At 49.8% G+C, this 24072-nt stretch carries 21 protein-coding genes and 1 pseudogene; 3 read left to right on the top strand and 19 right to left on the bottom strand.

What is annotated here, in order from left to right; translation table 11 throughout:
* Positions 1-156 precede the first annotated feature (156 nt).
* The 5 genes from acnD to ACQUQM_RS05745 all read right to left on the bottom strand — a co-directional run bounded on the left by acnD (position 157) and on the right by ACQUQM_RS05745 (position 6921).
* The gene (gene acnD, locus ACQUQM_RS05765) at positions 157-2763 is read right to left on the bottom strand and encodes a Fe/S-dependent 2-methylisocitrate dehydratase AcnD (RefSeq protein ID WP_432473534.1); all 2607 of its coding nucleotides are present in this window, start codon (positions 2761-2763) and stop codon (positions 157-159) included.
* 137 nt (positions 2764-2900) lie between these two features.
* Positions 2901-4031 (bottom strand): bifunctional 2-methylcitrate synthase/citrate synthase, encoded by a 1131-nt coding sequence (gene prpC / locus ACQUQM_RS05760; RefSeq protein WP_432473533.1) that lies wholly within the window; start codon positions 4029-4031, stop codon positions 2901-2903.
* Positions 4032-4266: 235 nt separating this feature from the next.
* Positions 4267-5160, bottom strand: a complete 894-nt coding sequence (gene prpB / locus ACQUQM_RS05755; RefSeq protein WP_432473532.1) for a methylisocitrate lyase — start codon at positions 5158-5160, stop codon at positions 4267-4269.
* Between the two features lie 3 nt (positions 5161-5163).
* Complete coding sequence (locus tag ACQUQM_RS05750; protein WP_432473531.1) at positions 5164-5868, bottom strand: GntR family transcriptional regulator; 705 nt, start codon at positions 5866-5868, stop codon at positions 5164-5166.
* 189 nt (positions 5869-6057) lie between these two features.
* A complete protein-coding gene (locus ACQUQM_RS05745; protein ID WP_432473530.1) occupies positions 6058-6921 on the bottom strand; it encodes an alpha/beta fold hydrolase in 864 nt (287 codons plus the stop codon).
* 304 nt (positions 6922-7225) lie between these two features.
* Here ACQUQM_RS05745 and pabB point away from each other — a divergent pair, with 304 nt between their 5' ends.
* On the top strand, positions 7226-8629 hold the full coding sequence (gene pabB / locus ACQUQM_RS05740) for an aminodeoxychorismate synthase component I (protein ID WP_432473529.1): 1404 nt from the start codon (positions 7226-7228) through the stop codon (positions 8627-8629).
* Between the two features lie 216 nt (positions 8630-8845).
* Here the strand turns inward: pabB and thrH (ACQUQM_RS05735) are convergent, their stop codons facing one another.
* The 5 genes and pseudogenes from thrH (ACQUQM_RS05735) to ACQUQM_RS05715 all read right to left on the bottom strand — a co-directional run bounded on the left by thrH (ACQUQM_RS05735) (position 8846) and on the right by ACQUQM_RS05715 (position 13741).
* A complete protein-coding gene (gene thrH, locus ACQUQM_RS05735; protein ID WP_432473528.1) occupies positions 8846-9463 on the bottom strand; it encodes a bifunctional phosphoserine phosphatase/homoserine phosphotransferase ThrH in 618 nt (205 codons plus the stop codon).
* A gap of 320 nt (positions 9464-9783) precedes the next feature.
* A complete protein-coding gene (locus tag ACQUQM_RS05730; RefSeq protein WP_432473527.1) occupies positions 9784-10803 on the bottom strand; it encodes an NAD-dependent epimerase/dehydratase family protein in 1020 nt (339 codons plus the stop codon).
* 11 nt (positions 10804-10814) lie between these two features.
* Complete coding sequence (locus tag ACQUQM_RS05725) at positions 10815-12305, bottom strand: nodulation protein NodZ (protein WP_432473526.1); 1491 nt, start codon at positions 12303-12305, stop codon at positions 10815-10817.
* 416 nt (positions 12306-12721) lie between these two features.
* Positions 12722-12799, bottom strand: a pseudogene (gene thrH / locus ACQUQM_RS05720) (bifunctional phosphoserine phosphatase/homoserine phosphotransferase ThrH); the annotation flags it as partial.
* 255 nt (positions 12800-13054) lie between these two features.
* Positions 13055-13741, bottom strand: coding sequence for a LuxR C-terminal-related transcriptional regulator (locus tag ACQUQM_RS05715; protein ID WP_432473525.1), 687 nt, complete (start codon positions 13739-13741; stop codon positions 13055-13057).
* Between the two features lie 675 nt (positions 13742-14416).
* Here ACQUQM_RS05715 and ACQUQM_RS05710 point away from each other — a divergent pair.
* The gene (locus ACQUQM_RS05710) at positions 14417-14755 is read left to right on the top strand and encodes a zinc ribbon domain-containing protein YjdM (RefSeq protein WP_432473524.1); all 339 of its coding nucleotides are present in this window, start codon (positions 14417-14419) and stop codon (positions 14753-14755) included.
* A gap of 234 nt (positions 14756-14989) precedes the next feature.
* Here the strand turns inward: ACQUQM_RS05710 and ACQUQM_RS05705 are convergent, their stop codons facing one another.
* Together ACQUQM_RS05705 and ACQUQM_RS05700 are read right to left on the bottom strand one after the other, a co-directional pair.
* Positions 14990-15355, bottom strand: coding sequence for a hypothetical protein (locus tag ACQUQM_RS05705; RefSeq protein WP_432473523.1), 366 nt, complete (start codon positions 15353-15355; stop codon positions 14990-14992).
* Between the two features lie 34 nt (positions 15356-15389).
* The gene (locus tag ACQUQM_RS05700; RefSeq protein WP_432473522.1) at positions 15390-15872 is read right to left on the bottom strand and encodes a GNAT family N-acetyltransferase; all 483 of its coding nucleotides are present in this window, start codon (positions 15870-15872) and stop codon (positions 15390-15392) included.
* Between the two features lie 351 nt (positions 15873-16223).
* On the opposite strand from ACQUQM_RS05700, the gene ACQUQM_RS05695 reads away from it, so the two are divergent.
* Positions 16224-16778, top strand: a complete 555-nt coding sequence (locus ACQUQM_RS05695) for a phage integrase N-terminal SAM-like domain-containing protein (protein ID WP_432473521.1) — start codon at positions 16224-16226, stop codon at positions 16776-16778.
* A 904-nt stretch (positions 16779-17682) separates the two neighbouring features.
* Here the strand turns inward: ACQUQM_RS05695 and ACQUQM_RS05690 are convergent.
* The 7 genes from ACQUQM_RS05690 to pqqA all read right to left on the bottom strand — a co-directional run bounded on the left by ACQUQM_RS05690 (position 17683) and on the right by pqqA (position 23874).
* Positions 17683-18261, bottom strand: coding sequence for a PhnA domain-containing protein (locus tag ACQUQM_RS05690; protein ID WP_432473520.1), 579 nt, complete (start codon positions 18259-18261; stop codon positions 17683-17685).
* 126 nt (positions 18262-18387) lie between these two features.
* Positions 18388-20427 carry an alpha/beta hydrolase family protein gene (locus ACQUQM_RS05685; RefSeq protein WP_432473519.1) on the bottom strand — a complete coding sequence of 680 codons (2040 nt, stop codon included), beginning with the start codon at positions 20425-20427 and terminating at the stop codon, positions 18388-18390.
* A gap of 35 nt (positions 20428-20462) precedes the next feature.
* A complete protein-coding gene (gene pqqE, locus ACQUQM_RS05680; protein WP_432473518.1) occupies positions 20463-21635 on the bottom strand; it encodes a pyrroloquinoline quinone biosynthesis protein PqqE in 1173 nt (390 codons plus the stop codon).
* Positions 21610-21909: a pyrroloquinoline quinone biosynthesis peptide chaperone PqqD gene (pqqD, locus tag ACQUQM_RS05675; protein WP_432473517.1), complete on the bottom strand. Its 300-nt coding sequence runs from the start codon at positions 21907-21909 to the stop codon at positions 21610-21612. The genes pqqE and pqqD overlap by 26 nt, the downstream gene beginning before the upstream one ends.
* Positions 21906-22676 (bottom strand): pyrroloquinoline-quinone synthase PqqC, encoded by a 771-nt coding sequence (gene pqqC, locus ACQUQM_RS05670; protein ID WP_432473516.1) that lies wholly within the window; start codon positions 22674-22676, stop codon positions 21906-21908. The genes pqqD and pqqC overlap by 4 nt, the downstream gene beginning before the upstream one ends.
* A 106-nt stretch (positions 22677-22782) precedes the next feature.
* Positions 22783-23718 (bottom strand): pyrroloquinoline quinone biosynthesis protein PqqB, encoded by a 936-nt coding sequence (pqqB, locus tag ACQUQM_RS05665; protein WP_432473515.1) that lies wholly within the window; start codon positions 23716-23718, stop codon positions 22783-22785.
* Positions 23719-23802: 84 nt separating this feature from the next.
* Complete coding sequence (gene pqqA / locus ACQUQM_RS05660) at positions 23803-23874, bottom strand: pyrroloquinoline quinone precursor peptide PqqA (RefSeq protein WP_003243383.1); 72 nt, start codon at positions 23872-23874, stop codon at positions 23803-23805.
* Positions 23875-24072: the final 198 nt, after the last annotated feature.

Below are 24072 nucleotides of genomic sequence, written 5' to 3'. Positions count from 1 at the left end.
TGAGCAACCCTATAAAACAGGCACTCTTGTTTACACACCAGGCTGGAAAAACCTTAATAAAATCATCTCAATAGATCATATTATTAAAGATATTCTGAATTTTTTGAGAAATCGGGGCTGCGTAATTCAGCTTACGCAGCCCCAAAGCGGTAGCTGTTAAGCGTTCGCTTCCAGGAAGTCCTGGGCGAAGCGCTGCAGTACACCACCAGCGCCGTACACATGTACTTCCTCGGCGGTATCCAGTCGACAGGTAACCGGGATCTCAACCGTCTCACCATTGGCACGGTTAACCACGACTGTCAGATCACCACGCGGGGTTATCTCACCTTTAACGTCGTAAGTTTCGGTACCGTCGATAGCATAAGTTTCGCGAGTTTCGCCAGCCTTAAACTCTACCGGCAATACACCCATACCGACCAGGTTAGTCCGGTGAATGCGCTCAAAACCTTCGGCAACGATCACTTCAACACCCGCCAGACGAACACCTTTAGCTGCCCAGTCACGGGAAGAACCCTGACCGTAATCAGCACCGGCAACGATAATCAGCGGTTGTTTACGCTCCATGTAGGTCTCGATCGCTTCCCACATACGGCTCTCTTTACCTTCCGGCTCGATACGAGCCAGAGAACCCTGCTTCACTTCACCGTTTTCATCACGGCACATTTCGTTCAGCAGTTTAGGGTTAGCAAAAGTCGCACGCTGTGCCGTCAGGTGGTCACCGCGGTGGGTTGCGTAAGAGTTATAGTCCTCTTCCGGCAAGCCCATCTTGGCACAGTACTCGCCTGCGGCACTGGAAGCCTGAATTGCGTTTGAAGGCGACAGGTGGTCTGTAGTGATGTTGTCACCCAGTACCGCCAGCGGACGCATACCTTTCATAGTACGCTCGCCAGCTAAAGCACCTTCCCAGTATGGAGGACGACGGATATAGGTAGTCTGTGGACGCCAGTCATACAGTGGGCTGATCTGCTCGCCTTCATCGCTGGAAAGATCGAACATCGGAATATAAACCTGCTGGAACTGCTCAGGCTTAACACTCGAGGCAACAATTGCATCGATCTCTTCATCGCTTGGCCAGATATCTTTCAGCGTAACCGGATTACCATTCTGATCGGTACCCAGCACGTCTTTCTCGATATCGAAGCGCATAGTACCTGCAATTGCATAAGCAACTACCAGCGGTGGCGAGGCAAGGAACGCCTGCTTAGCATGCGGATGGATACGGCCATCAAAGTTACGGTTACCGGAAAGTACCGCTGTTGAATACAGGTCACGGTCGATGATTTCCTGCTGAATCTTAGGATCCAGCGCACCACTCATACCGTTACAGGTAGTACAGGCATAACCAACGATACCGAAGCCCAGCTTCTCCATCTCTGGCAGCAGGCCGGATTCTTCAAGGTACAGTTTTGCAACCTTTGAACCTGGAGCAAATGAAGATTTAACCCATGGCTTACGCACCAGCCCCAGTTTATTGGCGTTACGCGCAATCAGACCGGCCGCAACAACGTTGCGCGGGTTAGAAGTGTTAGTACAGGAAGTTATCGCAGCGATGATCACCGCGCCATCCGGCATCAGGCCTTCAGCTTCTTCAGCCTGCGCCTTGTCCAGATCAACCGCAATACCACGGGATTCCAGATCAGACGTCGGCAAACGACGGTGCGGGTTAGAAGGGCCAGCCATGTTACGGCATACAGTCGACAGATCGAAGGTCAATACACGCTCGTACTTAGCCTCAACCAGATCATCAGCCCACAGACCGGTCTCTTTAGCGTACTGCTCTACCAATGCTACCTGCTGCGGTTCACGACCGGTCAGCTTAAGGTAATCGATAGTCTGCTGGTCTATATAGAACATACCGGCAGAAGCACCGAATTCCGGCGTCATGTTAGAGATAGTGGCACGGTCACCGATGGTCAGGTTCTTAGCGCCTTCGCCGAAGAATTCCAGGTAAGAAGAAACTACTTTCTGGTTACGCAGGAACTCAGTGATCGCCAGTACGATATCGGTGGCAGTAATGCCTGGCTGGCGTTTACCCACCAGCTCAACACCGATAATGTCCGGCAGGCGCATCATGGATGGACGACCCAGCATCACGGTTTCAGCTTCCAGACCACCAACACCGATGGCGATTACACCCAGCGCATCAACGTGCGGCGTGTGACTGTCGGTACCGACACAGGTATCCGGGAACGCTACACCATCACGCGCCTGAATCACCGGAGACATCTTCTCCAGGTTGATCTGGTGCATGATACCGTTACCCGGCTGGATAACGTCGACGTTTTTAAAGGCTTTTTTAGTCCAGTTTATGAAGTGGAAACGGTCATCGTTTCGACGATCTTCAATATCCCGGTTCTTTTGAAATGCGTCCGAATCAAAGCCCGGCGCTTCAACCGCCAGCGAGTGGTCAACAATCAGCTGTGTAGGTACAACCGGATTTACTTCCGATGGATCACCACCCTGATCAGCGATAGCATCCCGCAGACCTGCCAGGTCAACCAGTGCGGTCTGACCGAGGATGTCATGACACACAACACGCGCCGGATACCAGGGAAAATCCAGATCCTGCTTACGTTCGATAAGTTGCTTCAGGGAGTCGGTCAGCGTAGCCGGATCACAGCGACGTACTAACTGCTCCGCTAATACACGGGAGGTGTATGGCAATGTCGCGTAAGCACCTGTCTGAATCGCATCGACCGCCGCACGGGTGTCGTAGTAATCCAGATCGGTACCGGCTAATGATTTACGGTATTCAGTGTTCATATAACACCTGTATCTTGAAATTTGAATCCGGGAAGGAGTTGCCCCCTTCCCTGTATGCCGCGCAGAAGCAGAGCTCTTAGCAAGAGCTCGTACCCCGGGGCTTAAAGCAGTGCTTAAATCAGTGTCTTTCTAGGCGTTCAGGCACGATCAGCGATATCAACCCACTCGGCGCTATCCGGGCCGGTGTAGTCAGCAGACGGACGGATGATCCGGTTGTTGGCACGTTGTTCCATTACGTGAGCGGTCCAGCCAGCAACACGGGAACAAACGAAGATCGGCGTAAACAACGCGGTAGGAATACCCATGAAGTTGTAAGCAGACGCATGGAAGAAGTCGGCGTTACAGAACAATTTCTTCTCGCGCCACATAACCGCTTCTACACGCTCAGAAACGTCATACAGGTATTCATCACCAACCTGTGCCGACAGCTCCTTAGACCACTCTTTAATAATCGCGTTACGCGGATCGGATTCACGATAGATCGCATGACCGAAGCCCATGATCTTATCTTTACGTTCCAGCATGCCCATTACTTCAGCTTCTGCCTCATCAGCAGAACGCCAGTTCTCGATCATCGCCATCGCCGCTTCGTTAGCACCACCGTGCAGTGGTCCACGCAGGGAACCGATTGCAGCAGTTACACAGCTATGGATATCAGACAAGGTAGATGCACAAACACGCGCGGTGAAAGTGGAAGCATTAAACTCATGCTCTGCATACAGAATCAGAGATGCGTGCATTACTTTTACATGCAGCGGCTCAGGCTTCTTGTCATGCAGCGTCCAGAGGAACTGCTCACCGATAGAATCGGCATCGGTTTCAACTTCGATACGCTTGCCGTTATGGCTGAAGTTGTACCAGTAGTTGATGATGCCCGGAAACGCCGCCAGCATGCGATCGATATGATCGTGTTGCTCGGTGAAATCCATCTCGGTTTCCAGGTTACCCAGCATAGAACAACCGGTACGCATAACATCCATCGGATGTGCGTCTGCAGGAATCTGTTCCAATACGGTTTTCAATGCGTCAGGCAGAGCACGCATACCTTTCAGGCGAACTTTATAGGCATTCAGCTCACCCTGGTTCGGTAGCTTGCCGTACAGCAGCAGGTACGCTACTTCTTCAAACTCAGCTTTATCAGCCAGCTCTTTAATATCGTATCCACGGTAAGTCAGACCTGAACCGGTTTGACCAACAGTACAGAGTGCGGTTTCACCTGCGGATTGACCACGCAGACCTGCACCACTTAGTTTCTTAGCTTCTGCCATCCTATCTCTCCTTTCTGCTTCCGGAAGACCTGCCCTATGGCGGCTCCCGTTACAGTATTCTCGATATAGTTATCTTTTCTCTAAAGCCGCCATCTAATGCGGCTTATTAACCTAAAAGCGTTATGAGCGAAGATAGGAGTAGGCAAAAATTCTTGAGATAGCGGAGCTTACATTTGTAAGTGAGCATATCGAAAGATATTTTTAACACCCTCCTATCGAGCGCAATAGCTTTTAATTACTTATTCTTGCCTTCCACAAACAACGCATCCAGCTTCTGCTCGAAGTCGTGATAGTTGAGGAAGTCATACAGATCCATCCGGGTCTGCATAGTGTCAACAACAGCCTTCTGATCACCATCGCGCAACAGCGCTTCATATACATTCAGTGCTGCCAGGTTAGCCGCACGGAATGCAGACAGCGGGTACAGCACCATAGTCGCACCGCTTTGCGCCAACTCTTCAGTGTTATACAACGGTGTCGCACCGAATTCAGTGATGTTAGCCAGCAGGTGTGCACCGCCAATGCCATCGGCAAAGGCCTGGTAATCTTCCAGGGTGTGAACCGCTTCAGCGAAGATACCGTCGGCACCCGCTTCCAGACAGGCTTTAGCACGGTCTACCGCTGCTTCAAGACCTTCCATCTGGAACGCATCGGTACGGGCGATGATAAAGAAATCGTCGTCAGTCTTGGCATCAACTGCTGCTTTAACACGATCGACCATCTCTTCTTTAGAAACGATCTCTTTGTTAGGACGGTGACCACAACGCTTCTGCGCTACCTGATCTTCAATATGACAACCAGCGGCTCCGGCCTTGATCATCTCTTTAACTGTACGTGCGATGTTGAATGCACCACCCCAACCGGTGTCGATATCGACAATCAGTGGTGTTTCAACGGCGCTGGTGATACGACGTACATCTTCCAGCACGTCATTCATTGAGGTCATACCCAGATCAGGCAGGCCGTAAGATGCGTTAGCAACGCCGCCACCGGACAGGTAGACCGCTTTGTGGCCAACACGCTCTGCCATCATTGCGTGGTACGCATTGATAGTACCAACGATCTGCAGTGGTTTAGACTCGGCAAGTGCTTTACGGAAACGGCCGCCAGCGGTCAGTTTAGTAGTCATAGGTTACTCCCTCTCTTCTTTATTCGTGGGGTTCAGACGCTCTTCAATGTTGCGACGTGCCGTGCTGATATGGCGACGCATTAGCAGTTCTGCCAGTTCGCCATCCTTCTCTTCGATCGCATCGAGGATGCGATGGTGTTCCTTCAGGGCACGTTGCGGACGGGATTTAGAGACACTGAATTGATAACGGTACATACGTACCAGGTGGTACAGCTCGCCACCTAACAACTCCAGCAGCTTTTCGTTCTTGCTGCCTTGTACGATACGGTAATGAAAATCGAGATCACCCTCTTTCTGGAAGTAGGATCGACCATCAATCTCCTGAATATTCTTTTCATGCAGATACAGCAGATCGCGCAGACTGCCGATCTCATCTGTCGACATATTGTCAGCAGCCAGGCGACAGGCCATGCCTTCGAGTGCTTCACGCACCCGATAGATCTCAACCAGTTCTTCCGGGGTCAGGGATACCACGCGGGCACCAACATGAGGAATACGAACAACTAAACGAAGGCCTTCCAGACGGCGAATTGCTTCGCGTAACGGGCCACGACTGATGCCGTAAGTGCGCGCCAGTTCAGGCTCGCTGATCTTATGGCCCGGTGGAATATCGCCCCGCACAATGGCGGTTACCAGCTTGGCACACACCTGATCGGCCAGGGTGCGAATCTCACTTGAACTGTCGTTGATCTCTGCTAATTCTGCCATTTCGACCCGCTCTTTAGATTGTCGACAATCTTAATCTGCTAACAACAATACAGCGCAATAAACCCACCGTCAACAGTGCTAAAGGTTTAAACTGTCGACATGCTACAAAAGTATAGGGGTATTTCCTAATGCTGCAAGCAGAATCAAAAAAGCCCCGTAAAACGGGGCCTCAGGCATCTTTCAGAAGGACTATATTTGAAGATATCGCTCCAGTTCAGCAGCCATCGTCCGGGCTATCTGACGGGGTTTCTGAAATGGCAGCGAGTGATCAGTGCCAGCTACCATAAAGTAGTGCCAGTTAGGCATTCGCTCCGCCAGATCACGATGATACTGATGCATCAGATCGACACTGTGGCCCCCGATAAAGCTGGTTACATCACCCTGGGCTGCTACCAGCTCTTCCCGGTTGATCGTATTGATCGCATCCGTGACACAATGTAGCGCATTGGCGAAACCCAGCGGACGCATCCCCAGGCGCTGGATTGTCAACAACTCGGCTTGAGGGGCCACTTTACGATTCGGTGAAATCGTATCAAGGAATGTCCGGATACCCGTTTCCGCTTCATCACCTTTCAGGTGCTCCGCCGCCGCGCTGTATTGCAGCCGCAGATTAACCGTTGATTCCCAGCAGGGCCGGTCCAGCACCGCAGCCTCCATCAGAAACTGTTTCTGCACCCGGTCATGATAACGCTGCTTATATAGTAGAGAGACCATCCCTCCCATCGAGTAACCGCCAAGATCGAACTGCCACCAACCCAGATGATCCACCAGCGCACTGAGGTCATTAACCAGCTCGGTCACCGTAAACGGATGTTCTTCACCATCAGGGTAGCGGGTCTGTCCGGTACCGCGCTGATCCGGCACCAGCACCTCGTCCCAGTGTTTCAGCATTGCCACCATCATATCCCAGGTATCCACACCCGCAACTCCGGCACCATGCAACAGCACCAACCGCCGGGCAGGCGTTACCTCATGATTCTTATACAAACGATAGTGGATCTGCTGATCGGGCAGATTGAGCTGATGCAAACTGACTTTATAAGGGTGCTTCATCGATGATTATCTGATCTGCTGAATTTTTTAAAAATGGATGTCGCGAACCGGCATGAAGCCGACGCTGCTACAGCATAATATTCTGCAGAGGTATTTAATACCTCAAAGGCGCAACAAATAACAAACAACGGCCTCGCTTTCAAACAGTTGGCTGGTTACAATCGCCCTTTTTACCGCCGTTGCAAGCATCTGTCTGAATCTGGGGCTGCAGCGGAGAAACTGAAGCGGCTCATCTCACTGCACTGGGACGAAAAGGCCAGAGGATGCATCACTGATGCGCCCTCCCTAAATGAAGGTATGCTGAGTGTACAGACTTTTCACACTCCCCTATCTGGAAAACAGTCAGCGTTACTTTGAACGCATTCGTCACTTCGCGGCGCCGGTCTATCTCGACAGCGGCAAGCCCCTGTGCCCCTATGGACGCTACGATATTATCGCGGCAGACCCGGTAGCCCGCCTCAGCTTCAGCGAAAAACTGACCACCCTGATCAAACCGGATAGCAGTGAGCAGCTGCAAGGCAACCCGTTCAGTCACCTGCGTGCCCTGTACGATAGCTATCAACAGCACTGCCCCGCTCCCGAAGATGATGCGATCAAAGCACTGCCTTTCTGTGGCGGTATGATCGGATACTTCGCTTACGACCTGGGCCGCAGCCTCGAAGTCATGCCGGAACAAACGGCAAACGATATCGACCTGCCGGATATGCAGGCCGCTATCTATAGCTGGGCCATTGTTACCGACCATGAACTACAACAGTGCTATCTGGTTACCACACCGCTGGTCAGCGAGCCAAACGCTGATGCTCTGGCCAGACAACTGCAACAAGCCGAATCTGAATCTGTGTCTGACACAACCAAACAGCTAACTGAATTCCGCCTCAGCTCTGCATTTACCAGCAATATGAGCGAGCAGGAATACTACGCCTCACTGGATCGTATCAGTGACTATATTCAGGCCGGCGACTGCTACCAGGTAAACTTCGCGCAACGCTTCACTGCAGACTGTGAAGGCGACCCATGGCAGGCTTACAGCCTGCTGCGTGAACACGCTCCCACCCCGTATTCCGCATATATGGAAACACCGCAAGGCGCAATCCTATCGCTCTCGCCGGAACAGTTTGTCGAAGCGGACAATGGCAAAGTCACCACTAAGCCGATCAAAGGCACCCGCCCCCGTGGCGACGATCCAATAGCCGACGCACAACTCAAGCTGGCTCTGCATGACAGCGAAAAAGACCGGGCTGAAAACCTGATGATTGTCGATCTGCTACGCAACGATATCAGCAAGGTCTGTGAACACGGCAGCGTACGGGTACCCAAGCTGTTTGCAGTTGAATCCTACGCCAACGTGCACCATCTGGTCAGCACTGTTACCGGCCGCCTGGATGCCGGAAAAACGCCACTGGACCTGCTGGAACACAGCTTTCCCGGGGGCTCAATCACCGGTGCACCGAAGATTCGGGCGATGCAGATTATCGAAGAACTTGAGCCCCATCGCCGCTCCATCTACTGCGGCTCCATCGGCTATCTAAGCTTCAGCGGCAAGATGGACAGCAGCATCACCATCCGCACCCTGCTCTGCCAGAACGGTAAGATTCATTGCTGGGCGGGTGGCGGCATCATCGCCGACTCAGAAACCGCCGATGAGTATCAGGAAACCTATAACAAGGTTAACAACCTGCTTAAGGCATTAGAGCAGACGCTCTAGAGGAGCTAGACCACCGCTGCGCGGCTAGCTAGAACGCGCTACGCGCTTGCTAGTGGCTAGAAAAATCAAAACCCAAAATTCAAAACTAAAAAAACCGCCAGTAGGCGGTTTTTTTATTCACGCAACGCGGGAATAGCTTTTTCTAGCCACTAGCAGGAAGGCTGGCCTTCCGTTCTAGCTAGCTGAGCTTGCTCAGCGGTCTGGCAACTTAAGCCTTTACAGGCTAAGTTCGCGGTTGCTAGCTTTCAGGAATTCTTGCTTCAGATCCGCGAAGCTATGTACCGCCGGGAACTGCGGAAACTCGTCGATTACATTCTGTGGTGAATGGAACAGGATACCGGACTCAGCCTGGGTCAGCATAGTGGTATCGTTGTAAGAATCACCGGCAGCGATGACACGGTAGTTCAGCAACTGGAATGCGCGAACAGACTGCCGCTTAGGATCAACCTGGCGCAGGGTGTAATCGGTGATACGGCCACCGTTGTCGACTTCCAGCTTATGGCACAACAGCGTCGGATGACCCAACTGCTTCATCAGTGGCGCAGCAAACTCGTAGAAGGTATCGGACAGGATCACCACCTGGAAACGCTCACGCAGCCAGTCGATGAATTCACGGGCACCTTCCAACGGTGACAGGCGATCAATGGTTGCCTGAATCTGTGGCAGGGTCAGACCATGCTCATCCAGAATACGCAGACGTTGCTTCATCAGCACATCGTAGTCTGGGATATCGCGGGTAGTCGCCTTAAGCTCTTCAATTCCGGTTTCTTCAGCAAAAGCGATCCAGATCTCAGGGATCAGTACACCTTCCAGGTCAAGACATGCGAGTTCCACAAGCGACTCCTGTTGTATGTTATTAAAAGCGAATTTAGTTATTAGTTATAGTGCGGAGGATTCTACCGGAAAAGGCAGTTGTTGCAACGCCGGGGCGACCAGTAGCTAGAACGCCGAACAAGTTCTGCTCGCTAGAACGGAAGGCACACTTCCTGCTAGTGGCTAGAAAAAGCATAAAGAACCTTCTAAATAGAATTTATTAGAAAGCCCCCCAAACACTCTTCGTAAGATCATTCAGAGGGCAGATAAATTTATTTTCATCTGCCACCCCTCTTATTTCTTATTCCTCCTGAGCGCAGGCCTGATGCTATTAATCGTACTTATCTGGCAAGCAACCTTTTCTCGAAATTTTGTTTTACTTTGCTACTTTCGTTATTTGCAAAATACCACTTTATTGTATCTGCAATACCCTGCTCAAGACTCATTTGAGGTGTCCAGCCAGTTTTGGACTGTGTATAGCTATAGTCCAGGGCCCGATGTAGAACACCGACAGGTTTATCACGCTGATGTTTAACACCATCAGGCGGAGACCAGGCTGTTTGTTCAAAGATGATTGATGCTATTTTATTCAGACTGATAAATTCATCAGTGCCCAGGTTAATCGCACTGGCATCCATAATGTTTTCTGATGCCAGAATTAATCCATTCACTATATCACTGACATATGTAAAGCCCCGGGTTTGATTTCCATCACCCCATATTTCGAAAGGAGACTGCTTGATAAAAGCCTTCGCTACCAGTGCAACCAGAGCATGACTTTCATTTTCACGCGGACCATAAACAGTTGAAAGCCTTGCAATTGCTGCTTTCAAACCATTTTGCTTGTAATGGGCACGCAGAGAAAGCTCACCCATTAATTTTGCCCAACCATATTCCTCGTCAGCAAAGGCTCCGCCCCGGTGATCAAAGGACACTAAAGATTCTGTTAGTAACGTTTTATCCTCTTGAATATCCGTAGGATAGACACAGGCTGAGCTGGTAAAAGTAATATGCTCAACATCATCCTCCGCTGCAGCTTTAAATACGATGTTATCAAGTGCCATATTGCCAATACAGTTAGCCGGATGAGCAGCTATATATCCCCTGCCACCATGATCTGCCGCAAGATGAAAAACCCGGTCAATATTTTGCATTGAACGCTTTGCAACTTCCAGATTCATCAAGTCATCATGGACGAATTCAATCTGATTAAGAACTCCGGATAAATGTTCTCTTTTACCACTGGATAAGTTGTCAATGACCCGTACTTTCGCTCCCAGCGCAACAAGTCTTTCTGTCAGGTGACTGCCAATAAAACTGGCTCCCCCCGTCACCAGGCACCGTTGAGTTGTCCAATCCATTACCCGCTCCATTATATTTGGTTAAAGTCTTCACTATCGAGAAACAACGCATTGGGTTTCTCTTGCAGATAAGGCACCTGGCAAGCAAAGCTTGTAGGCCTAGTTAAAATGGCCACATCACATTTACTCAGCAATTGCATATCAATCAGAGCGTTCGCAGCTGTTTTAACACCTTCTTCAGATGATTCGAAGGGATGATCAAAATCAACTCCTTTGTCATTCTCAGGGCGCCATATATCACGTGTTAGCAGATCCGGAATTCGATCTCTTAAGGCTAAAGCTACCTGATCAGAATCAGTACAAAGAAACACCTTGTATTGAGTTAACCCTTGTTTTCGCGCAATTGTATCGATCTTTGATACCAGGTTATCGATGAAGTCATCAAACCCTGAAATCACACGTCCAGAGAAATGCTTACGCACTAACTCTTCCCCATTACCATGCCTGATATGCAGGCCGATAACAGCATTTTCTGAAAAGTATGTATCACTATAAAAATCAATCTGTTGCTGAATCTGAGGCCTTGGTTTCAGGCAGCCGTACAATATTGCAGCCTCCTCAAAAGTACAGAACGAAGATCCCGATTGATTAAGAGGGCTATGCTTAGTTGCGATTCTATACATAACACCGAGCGAAGGTAGAAAAGTAGCTGCCTGTGAGTCTACCCCCTCTTGCAACAGGCTTATCATGTCATCGTTGTTAATGCCTTTTTTATTACATGAAACAAGGATTCCTGACTCATGTTCCTGCTCAACTCTCGACAGTAGGAGTGAGTTAGGAAGCAACATCGTATCTACCTGATCATCTGCAATCACTTTCACGCCCGAGGCAGTCAGTCCAGAGGGATCAAACAGCCTTGAAAATAGATTTACACTGGAGTCTGAACGTACATAAGGACTATTGCGCCAATCAATAATCAGTATCCTGCCGGTAGACTTGGCATATTTCCATGCCGGAGCCAGTACCAGCAGCATGCAACCCAAACCGCTGTAAATATCGTTGATATCGGCACTCACAACAAACTTATCTCGTGACGGATTTACAGCATTCGATAACAAATATTTGTTTCGGTAATCGAGACTCAAAGTTTCCTGACTAAAGCAAAAACCAGATGCTATCTTTGCTAAATATTCTTTACACTTAGCCGCGATAAAAGGCCCATCTGGTCTGAGTTTTTTTGCTAACTCCATTAACTGCCAAGCTTTGGTCAAATGTTCATTTTCCAATATCAAAGCCGCATCTTTTATCAGATCAATATCTTTTGCGTCCAATTCCTTTGCATTGAAAAGTTTGCGGCTTAGATAGTTAAGACTAAATATTTCCAGACTAAAGCGAAAACCAGATGCATTCTTTGCTAAATATTCTTCACACTTGGCAGCAATAAAAGCCCCTTCAGGTCTGAGTTTTTTCGCTAACTGCATTAAATGTAACGCTTTGATCAAATGTTCTTTTTCCAATAGCAGAGCCGCATCTCTTATCAGATCAATATCTTTTGCGTCCAATTTTTTTGCCTTAAAAAGTTTACGGTTAAGTCGACTATCCACGCTGAATAAGCGACTCCCGGCTTTAATAATTACATTGATTAGTTATTGCTGTACAGACAGATACATCTCAAATTGGCGTACAGCCCTGTATTCAGCCCCCCTCTTACTCTGATGCTTTTTGCAAGTACAAGAACAACTAAAAAAATTCAGCGAATCAACTAAGTGTCGTTTTATCTGGCAGATCAATAACCACAATGAGACCACCATATTTATCCTGCGAATCACAGGCTCCAATGAGCACATAACGGATTCCAGGCAGTACTGAAGACGCATTGAAACTACGGGTAATGGCTTTTCATTTGTGCGTGGTGACAGCCAAAGGACGGTCCTGCTTATCAGTTACGCCCCATTTATCAGCATGGTCCCAACCTTCAAATTCCGGATTCTTCAGCAAAATCGATCCAGTTTTCAGGGATCAGTACACCTTCCAGGTAAAGACATGCGAGTTCCACAAGCGCTCCTGTGATAAGCCAGTATTTAAGCGAAATGCGTTGTGTAATTGTTGTGCGGGAAGCTCTACAGAAAAAGGCATTGCAACACTTTAGTAGCTAGAACGGAAGGCACACCTTTCTGCTAGTGGCTAGAAAAAGCGTTAAAAGCCTTCTTAATAACGCTTTTTGGAAAGGCTACCCAACGGTCTTCGTAAGAGCATTACATGCGTGAGTTTTCAAAAAATCGAAAATTAATCTTACTCTGGCTGACCCCAGTTATTGTGTATCAGAGGCTGGAGCTTGCACCGGGTCATGCTGAGGCACTGCATTATGCAGCAGCGATATCAGATGGGTGCGGTTTCGTGAACACATTTTTCGCATAATACTGGCTGCATGACACTTAACTGTCGAATCCTGCACGCCTAACTGATACGCGATCTGCTTATATAACGCACCTTCTCTTATACAATCCAACACCACCCTCTCTTTAGGGGTCAGGGTTTGCATTCTCTCAATAACCCGCATATTGGCAGTCTCTGCATCACCTATTCGCAAAGACAACCTGCTCTCATCTGGCCAGACCGATTGATTTTCCAATACAGCTTTTGCTGCTCGCCTTATATCGGTTCCGGAGGATGTCTTACAGATCACCCCACGCACCCCACAGGCCTTAGCTTTTTGACATACAAAGCGGTCCGGCTGGTTACAAAGTAGCAACACCGGCGCAACACTATTAAAGATAAAACTGATCAGAAGGTCCGGCTCTTCAGACCTGAATAAAGACCAGTCGAGAATGATCAATCCCGGGTCATCAACCTGACTATTACATTTAACCAACTCAGCCAGACTTCCCGCTTCCCTGAATCGAAAAGCTTTATCTGCAGACAAAACTATTTTCAATCCTTCCCGATAAAGCGGAGAGCGGCCCGCTATAACAATTTTTTTTGCATCACCTGCAGACATTCTCTTTAATTCCTCTACCCGGCAGTTACCTTCTGAACAAAGTTGCGTCTCCAATCCGGATGACAGAAACCCGCTTAATTCCCAATACAGGAGAAAGCTCGCCACCGGCTTGCTCTATATTTAATCCTCTGCAGTTCTGGTGGATCCTGCCTAAAACGCAGCAAGATCTACACCAATCAATACAGCCCAGGAAATAAAAGAACCATAAAGGCCGACCTACCCCCGCAACTACCCGGCTTATGCAGGTTAACGATAAGTTAGCAGAAATATCAAAGCAGCAAACCAGCTCTGTCAATTAAGGCAAACATAGCCGCTCGCGCACTATTACAGTGCAAAGTCGATAGATTGCTGCAAAAAAACGCGACTCGATAGAACGGAGGAAAAGCCAACCTGAGTGGCTGGGAAAAGCATAAAGCTACTTCCTGATACCTTCATACATATTATCAGCCACTTCAAATTTACTTGAGTCATACGCTCTATTGATGGGTAGTATTTCCACGCCTTCTAACTATGGACTCAGTGGATTTGTTTTATTCTCATCTGAATGTGAATTATGCAAGGAAGTAATTAGCTCAACTGGTGATTGGCATACACTGAATTCAGTTAAAAATACTCGCCAAAACAGAACCGTCCTATTACCATGCACACCAAACTCATTTAAAGAAGTAATACTGTATGTCCCTTCCTCCCTGCCCGAAATGCAATTCTGAATTCGTTTACCAGGATCAGGATCTGCTGATCTGTCCAGAATGCGCACATGAATGGAACCCGTCGGATGCACTTGCCGAAGAAGACTCCTTGAACATCAAAGATGCCAACGGCACGCTGTTGCAAGATGGCGATAAGGTCACTCTTATTAAAGACCTCAAGGTAAAAGGCAGTTCCCAGGTGCTTAAGATCGGTACAAAAGCGATGATACGACGAATCGTTGAAGGAAAGGACCACCAACTTGACTGCAAAATTGATGGCGCCGGAGAGATGATGGTGACCGCAAAGTTTGTCAAAAAAGCTTAAGGTAAGGGCAGAGTAAATCTGAATCCAGGCGGCGTTCCGAAATATGTATGATTTCATTAGCGCATCGGCACTTATTCGGTACCAACGGTGACACACCAAAGATCAGTCAATGAGGACGCCCGTTGGCATAATTAACGCCGATGATAACGGGACGAAGCCGCGCAGTGGCTGAGTTCCGAGCCAGTTTGCTGGCGGTAGTTTATGATCCCCGTAGCAAGACTAAGGGTGATCTTGCTACTTATTAAGTATTCGGTTGTTATATTCTGGATCAAATGCACTCACTTTCAACGAATTTTTGAGTATGCTGGTAACGCCTTCAATGTCGCATTCATCAATATACACAATACTTCCGTCTACTAACTGAACCTGCAATTTCCGGTATCGTTTTTCTTCAAGCCATTCAATGAATACCGACACGAGATTTTCAATCAGGGCTTCACTGTTATCACTACTGACGACTTCAACAGTTTCGTCCATCGCAACCACAAATTTTCGTGTTACAGGTACCTTTCGAAATTCTATGCCCCGCTTTTCAAGCAAGGCAATAAGAGTATTCTCAGGATCAAAAAGGGTTAACTCAAATAGCGTACTTTTATTCATTGATATGGCCCTGCAACAATATAGTTTTAACGCCTCAATCAGCTGACGCTTCAGCGGTCGGCTGCATTGACTTGTTAAGCTCCATTTCCATAGGCTGGTATTTTAGCCCCGCAGATTCTCCAACCTCTCCAGTACATTTAAATCCGTAGTTCAAATAAGCGGGAATAGATGTAAGCGACGCACTCACTGTCAGAAGATTACTCCGTGCATGTGGGAGAATTGCTGAAATTAAAGAGCGACCCACACCTTTATTCTGAGAGCTGGGAGACACAAATAACATCGCAATATGACGGCCCTCCTTAAGTTCAATAATTCCTACAACCTCGCCATTATCTTCGTAAGCCAACATTTCATTATCTGCTTCCATCCGATCTGTGAAGCCATCTACGGATGCAATATTTTGAAATGTCTCAATACCTTCTTCGGTTAGCGTAGACGCCACTGTTCCCATAAACGCATTAATACATATTGAGTTCACACGAGCCAAGTCTGTTGGCTCAATTTTCCTTATAGACATCTACACTTCCTTGGAACTTAAAAGCTTAGTTGTGCGCATGCGCATATGTACGGAGTTAAGGACTCTGATAGATAGCAATAACTATTTGATACTAAAGGCTTAGCTAGCAAAATCCATCTCCCATGATTCCATGAAAACGCGCATGCGCGTTATTCTGTACTGCGTTGCGCATAAGTTCCGATGCGCAATATTGTAACTCCCTGATACTAAATAACTTTGCTGAAAACTGCCAGATACAAACGCGCATTTTTACGCGGTGTTTCCGTGCAAACGCGCACTTTATGATCCAGGCTGCAACTTAACTGTATAAACATACAGTTAAGTTGCATTTAAAGGCCGGAGGGAATCGGTATGAGCAATAGTCCATTTTTACACAGCATAAGCAGGGCTATGCGGATGAAGGGATACAGTCTGCGAACAGAAAAAACCTACTTATACTGGATTCGCTTCTACATTCGTTTTCATCAACTACAACAACCCGATAAGCTTGGCCCTGATGAGGTTAAGTGTTTTCTCTCTTACCTTGCTAATGAAAGAGACGTTGCGATAAATACGCAGAAATCAGCACTTAATGCACTGGCTTTTCTTTATAACCAGTTCTTACAGAAACCTCTTGGTAATTTAGGATTCAAATACGCAAAGCGCCAAAGACGTTTACCTGTTGTGCTTCATGCTACCGAGGTACAGAAAATATTCGATTATCTGAAAGGACGGAACCAGAGTATCTTTTCTATTCTGTACGGCAGTGGGTTAAGGATTACAGAGTGCCTCAGACTGCGTATTAAGGGCCTGGATTTGCAGCGTTATAGCATTACCGTGCGTGACGGCAAGGGAAACAAAGACAGAACAACTTTGATGAGCCGTTCACTGGAACAACCACTCCGGCAGATAATAGAAAAAGTATAAGGCTTCAAAAACAGGATAACCTTGAAGGTCTTGGCCCTTCACTCCCTTACGCATTAGGGCGGAAGTATCCTAACGCATTCAGACAGCCGGGCTGGATGTTCCTGTTTCCGTCAACAGGCCTCTGTAAGCACCCGCTGAGTGGAATTTATCGCCGCGGGGCGCGCCTCCTACAATGGTCGGCAGCCTTTACGAAATAATAAAGTTACGGTCTGGCACAGAGATGACTAAGAAGGCTTTACCGAGGGACCGGCGAATGTTGGGCTTCGTTTCACTCAGACCAACCTACGATTCTTACGGAGTGATGGAGTGAGCCCCAGCAGAACAATGTAGTTTAGAAGGCTCTTTCGAGCCACGAGCAAGCTGCGCAGCGGCGTTCGAGCAACGAGCTACGTTTTGTTGGGCTTCGTTTCACTCAGACCAACCTACGATTCTTACGGAGTGATGGAGTGAGCCCCAGCAGAACAATGTAGTTTAGAAGGCTCTTTCGAGCCACGAGCAAGCTGCTCAGCGGCGTTCGAGCTACGAGCTACGTTTTGTTGGGCTTCGTTTCACTCAGACCAACCTACGATTCTTACGGAGTGATGGAGTGATCCCCAGCAGAACAATGTAGTTTAGAAGACTCTTTCGAGCCACGAGCAAGCTGCGCAGCGGCGTTCGAGCAACGAGCTACGTTTTGTTGGGCTTCGTTTCACTCAGACCAACCTACAGTTCTTACGAAGCAATGGAGTGAGCCCCAGCAGAACAATGTAGTTTAGAAGGCTCTTTCGAGCAACGAGCTACGTTTTTGTCTTTGCCCACAAAAAACGCGCCTGCGGCGCGTTTTTAAAAGGCTTTTTCTAGCCACTAGCAGGAAGGCTTGTCTTCCGTTCTAGCACGCGGCCCAGCCGCGTTCTAGCCGCTGCCCTTAAGACTTTTTGGCGAACTTAGTCAGTATAACGATGCGGGTACCGTTAACCCGGCCTTCAATCTGCTCGGCGTTGTCCGGTACCAGTGAGATACCTCGTACTGCGGTACCACGCTTGGCGGTGAAGCCTGCGCCTTTTACGTCCAGGTCTTTGATCAGAACCACATTGTCGCCCGCTTCCAGTACTACGCCGTTGCTGTCGCGGTGGATCACTTTCTCAGAATCATCCAGATGTTCACCGGTCGCTTGCGCCCAGATCATCTGTTCGTCGTCCAGGTACATCATATCCAGCAGGTCCTGCGGCCAGCCCTCGCTACGCAGACGGGTCAGCATACGCCATGCCAGTACCTGTACGGCTGGTACCTGGCTCCACATGCTGTCGTTGAGGCAACGCCAGTGGTTAGCGTCAGTATTGGCCGGATTGTCGAGCTGGTCTTTACAAGTGCCACAGGCTAGTACGGAATCATCAACGCCGCCTTTACCGTTTGGCGGTACCTCATACAAGCTCAGGTTATCAGTCGCGCCACATAGTTCGCATCTGTTTTCACTGCGGTCCTGCAAAGCTTGCTCTGTACTCATGGTCACTCCGGATTCTGACAGCCTGTGCTGAAATCTGTTCTGCAGCGGCGTTTGGCTCGGTCTGCTTAGCCAGACCGCCTATAAAGCGCGCATTGTACCAGAACAAAACCCGGCAATGGAGAATTATCAGGGCCTCAGGAGAGAGCGATAAAATGCCAGCTCAGCTTCCAGACTACTGATCTGATTTTCACTTGAACGAAAGCCGTGTTGCTCATCGGGATAGAGGTGGTACTCCACTGAAATTCCGTTCTGCTTTAAGGCTCTGACCATACGTTCGGTCTGGTCCGGCACCACCACTTTGTCCTGCCCGCCCTGGAAGAAGATCATCGGGCAGGTAATGCGATCAGCAGCCAGTAGCGGGCTGCGCTCTCGGTATAGCCTTGCATCGATTTCAGGATCACCGATAAGCCAGTCAAGGTAGTGGCTTTCGAACTTATGGGTGTCCCGGGTCAGGGTCAGCGGATCACTGACGCCGTAATAACTGGCTCCTCCGCGAAAACGCTCACTGAACGCCAGCGCACAGAGCGTCGTATAGCCCCCAGCACTGCCGCCACGAATGAATACATTGTGGCTATCGGTCAATTCCTCCACTGCCAGATAATCCGCAGCGGCCACGGCGTCTTCGACATCGGTTACCCCCCACTGCCCGGCCAGCCGGTGCCGGTAGCCCCGACCGTAACCGGCGCTGCCGCGATAGTTGAGATCGACCACGGCAAAACCCCGCTCGGTCCAGTACTGGATCTTGGGATTAAATACCGGATAGGTGGTACCGGTTGGTCCACCATGGGTAAAGACGATCAATGGCGGTTTTTTAGCACTCTCAGCAATCGTTTCAGGCAGGTAAAGAAAGCCGTGAGCAACTTCATCAGCAGCAACCGGATAGCTGATACTTTCAGGCGCGCTCACCCGGCGCAGCCCGGTAATAAGTTCGTTACCGCAAAGAACCCGAACCTGCGCTGAGCTTTCAAAATCAGGGGTTATTTCCAGAATCGCCGGGGTTCGGGTCTCGCTGTTGGCAATACAGTAGATCTTACCCTGGTAGCAACTGATATGACGGAACAGCGAAAACTCTGGAGCGAGCAACACAGTGCGGTCATTCTCGTATCTGTTGCCGGATATCGGGCGCATGCCAAGGCAGCCCTTACCCTGCTCCAGATAACTGGCCACCAGCCATAGCGTATCACTACTCTCTGTTCCCGGTGCGCTAAGCCAGTCCCAGGTAGAGACGCCCAGTTGCCACTGGGCGATACCAAACTCGACCGGCTTCTGCCATAACGCCTTGACCCCCTGGCTACCTGACGTTAACGCAGCTGTAACAGCTCCTGCTGCGGTTTCGGTTTCGATATAAGCGCAACAAAGATAACGGTATAAATTCCACCAACCACTGCTGTCAGAGATTGCGCTCAACGTTCCGTCCTGCAGGAATCTGGGCTGTTGCAAAGACTGTTTATCCAGTTCAGCTGAGGACTCTTTAGCCCATTCAGTTGAACGCCCTTCTCCGGCAACCAGTTTCTCACTCATAACCGAACCATCAGCGTTGAGAGTCGCTAACCACAACCGGGTGCTGACCCAGGGCATATGGGGATGACTCCAGCTGATCCAGGCCAGCTGATTACCGTTTTCACTGAGAGTCGGAGACGCATAGAAGTCCTGCCCTTCACACAAACAGGTGACAGCCCCGGATTGCAGGCAGATAGCCACCAGCGAGTGTTCCGGTTGCGTTGGATCAACGGTCGCCTTTTCCTGTACGGCAATGATGCGCTGGCGCTGTGGATCACAGATCAGATCGCCATAACGACACTCTGTTGCATCGGTTAATTGTTTTGGCTGCGATACGCCACTATCGGTCAGCGATTGCAGCCAGATCTGCTGATCGCCTCCGTTAACAAACGCCAGCTGATAATGGGAACTGGTATCCAGCAGGCACCAGCTTTTGCCGCCATACTCATAGACCCGACTGCGTACAGTGAATGATTGCGGTGTCAGGTCCTGCAGCTCACCTTGCCAGCTACGCTGGCATAACACCGTGCGTCCGTTATCTTCTGGTCGAAACTCAACCCAGAACAGCCCCGCATCACCAGCCACCAGCTGGCCCTGTTCAACGGAACCGGCTACGGCATCGGCGGCACTGAAGGCGGAATCAAAAAAACCATACTCTGTCGTCATCCGGGGCTCCGGCAATTAATTACTCTCTATTACATCTAGCCCTTACAGAATACTCTGGAATTGCGTTCGTTGCGGAATACCGGCTCAGAATTATCTCTGCCTTCAGTATTTTCAGCTGCTTGCCGGGCATTCAGGATCAGGTCATGGTGCGGTGACTTAGAACACACCGGATCGGTATTGTTGGCATCGCCGGTCATCATAAAGGCCTGGCAGCGGCAGCCACCAAAGTCTTTCTCTTTTTCATCGCAGGAGGCACAAGGCTCCTTCATCCATTCGTAGCCACGGAAATGATTGAAGCCGTTGGACTGGTTCCAGATCTGCTCGATACTCTGTTCGCGCACATTGGGAAACTCGATCGGCAGCATACGGGCACTGTGGCAAGGCAACGCCGTGCCGTCCGGGGTTATGGTGAGGAACACCTGACCCCAGCCGTTCATACAACCTTTAGGACGTTCCTCGTAATAGTCCGGGGTGACAAAGATAATCTTGATCGGATTACCCGCTTTCGCCAGCCGGTCGCGGTATTCGTTGGTGATCCGTTCCGCCCGTTCCAGCTGCGCCCGGGTCGGCAGCAGGTCGTCACGGTTTTCATAGGCCCAGCCGTAATACTGACAGGTCGCCAGCTCGACATAGTCTGCCTGCAGCTCGACGCAAAGCTCGATAATGCGGTCGATCTGATCGATATTATGGCGATGGGTAACGAAGTTGAGCACCATCGGATAACCCTGGGCTTTCACCTCTTTGGCCATCGCCAGCTTCTGCCGGAACGCTTTAGCAGAACCTGCCAGCATATTATTTACTTCAGGGTCTGCGGCCTGAAAACTGACCTGAATATGGTCCAGCCCGGCGTCACGAAAATCGGCGATCTTACGTTCATTGAGCCCGACACCGGAGGTGATCAGGTTAGTGTAATAACCCAGCTCCCGGGCGCCACCGATCAGTTCCGCCAGATCCTGGCGGACTAAAGGTTCGCCACCTGAAAAGCCCAGCTGCGCAGCGCCAAGCTCACGCGCCTGAGCGAAGACATCAAGCCACTGTTGAGTGGTTAGCTCATCGGTACGATTGGCAAAATCCAGCGGGTTGGCGCAGTAAGGACACTGCAACGGACATTTATAGGTGAGTTCGGCCAGCAGCCAAAGTGGCTGGCCGTGTTGCGGTACGCTGCCCAGCGAAGGCTGAGCGTTACAAGGTGATCCAGAGTTGCTCACGGGCTTCTCCTAAAAAATGCAGGATGTCGCCGTCTATCCCTTCAGCGTCAGGAAATTTTGCCTGCAGTACTGCGATAATATCAGCCACACTACGCTGACCATCAACCTGCGCCAGAATCTCACCAGCGGCGCCATTAAGCTTAACCATCCCTTCAGGATAGAGCAGGACATAACAGTCCTGGGCTTTTTCCCACTGCATGCGAAACATGGTATTCAGGGTTGGCACCAGCGCAAAGTCGATCTCTGCGCTGCTCTTAACCGCTGCGGCATTCATGCGAACAGACCTGAATGATAGACCTTCTCATCGGTTACCGTGTGATACGGCGGACGCTTAAGCTCATAGGCCATGGTCATCGAATCAAGCATGCTCCAGAGTACATCCAGCTTAAACTGCAGAATGTTGAGCATGCGTTCCTGCTGCTCCCGGGTCTGGTAATGATCCAGCGTGATCTCCAGTCCATGCACCACATCGCGGCGCGCCTCGGTCAGCCGGTTACGGAAATACTGGTAGCCTTCAGCCTTGATCCATGGATAGTGAGTCGGCCAGGTATCCAGACGGTTCTGGTGAATAGTTGGCGCGAACATCTCGGTCAGGGATGAGCTGGCCGCTTCCTGCCAGGTCGAACGGCGGGCAAAATTAACATAGGCATCGACAGCAAAACGCACACCCGGCAACACATGCTCCTGCGACAGGATCTCTTGTCGGGTCAGGCCAACCGCTTCACCCAGTTGCAACCAGGCTTCGATACCGCCAACTGCACCATCGTAACCATCGTGATCAAGTACCCGCTGTACCCAGTGGCGACGCACTTCACGATCCGGGCAGTTCGCCATAATAGCGGCATCTTTCACCGGAATTGATATCTGATAGTAGAAACGGTTTGCCACCCAGCCCTGAATCTGCTCCTTAGTGCACTTACCGTCATACATATCGATATGGTAAGGATGTTGGGTATGGTACAGCGCACTCTTGGCGCGCAGTGCCTGTTCAAATTCCTCACGGCTCATCGGTGGCAGGCTTTCTTTCACTTGTGCATTCATCGTCGCAACCTCTGTTACAGTTCTATGCTCATTGCGTCCCAAAAGATTTAAATAGCACGCGCTTCGATATCAGCTTCAACCTCAGCACGCTCCGGTGAATCTTCTGTTACAGCTCTATACTCATTCCGTCCCAGGAGATTTCGATACCGTGGGCCTGAACCTCAGCACGCTCCGGTGAATCTTCATCGAGAATCGGATTGGTATTATTGATATGGATCAGAACTTTCCGGGGCTTATCCAGCGTATCCAGAAATTCGATCATGCCACCCTCACCCGTCTCTTCATTACGGGACTGGGCCAGATGGCCCATAGTGACACCCAACTTATCGCCGACCCCGGAGGTAATCAGCTCGTCGTCACGCCAGATAGTGCCGTCTACCAACAGACAGTCGGCATCTTTCATGATGGGTTTAAGATGGGGTTCGATCTGGCCAAGGCCAGGGGCATAGAACAAGGTTTTACCGCTGCGGGTATCTTCTATCAGGATACCTATGTTGTCCCCCGGGTGAGGGTCATTGCGATGCGGTGAATACGGTGGTGCGCTGCTGAGCAGGGCCACCGGAGTTAATTTAAGCTCTGGCACCGCTGGAATAACAAAGCTGTTATCAGCTTCACCCACCGGAATACGATTGCGTTTAATACCACCATTCCAGTGCTCCAGCATATTGAAAATAGGGAAGCCACTGGTCAGGTCCTGATACACCATATCGGTGCACCAGACCTCATGCGGACAACCTTCGCGTAGCATCAGCAGGCCGGTGGTATGGTCGATCTGGCTGTCCATAAACACGATGGCTGCAATACCGGTATCCCGGATCGCCCGGTTCGGTTGCATCGGCGCAAAATCAGCCAGCTGCTGGCGGATATCCGGCGAAGTATTAAACAGTATCCAGTCTTCATTATTCACGCTGATCGCGATCGATGACTGAGTGCGGGTTTTGGCATTAAGAGTACCGGCACGCATGCCGCTACAGTTATGACAATTACAGTTCCACTGCGGGAAGCCTCCGCCGGCAGCAGACCCTAAAACTTGTATTTTCATTGTTATTATTTTCTTGTCGTTGTTTTGCACTTTGCCCGGATGGGCGGGAATAAAGCTCCGCCAGTGGCAGAGCTTGCGAACCTGTTAGCGGTTTGCGAAGTACATAGTTACTTCAAAACCGATACGCAGGTCTGTGTAAGCTGGTTTAGTCCACATGGTCATACACCTCTATAATTATTAGATTTTCGAGTCAGATGACTCTCTAAACATAATATGAAGCATCCCGGCGCGACCATATGGTACTTTGGAACTAAAACAGCTCCTGTTTTAGTCGTAGCTTTTCAGACGTATTGCAGACATCACCGCTCCTGCACATCCATGTGCTCGCGGCATACCGTACATCCAGTACATAAA

The organism is Amphritea sp. HPY (assembly GCF_050870985.1).
Classification (GTDB): domain Bacteria; phylum Pseudomonadota; class Gammaproteobacteria; order Pseudomonadales; family Balneatricaceae; genus Amphritea.
The sequence above is the reverse complement of the archived record's forward strand: the minus strand, read 5'-3'. Positions and strand labels throughout refer to the sequence as shown.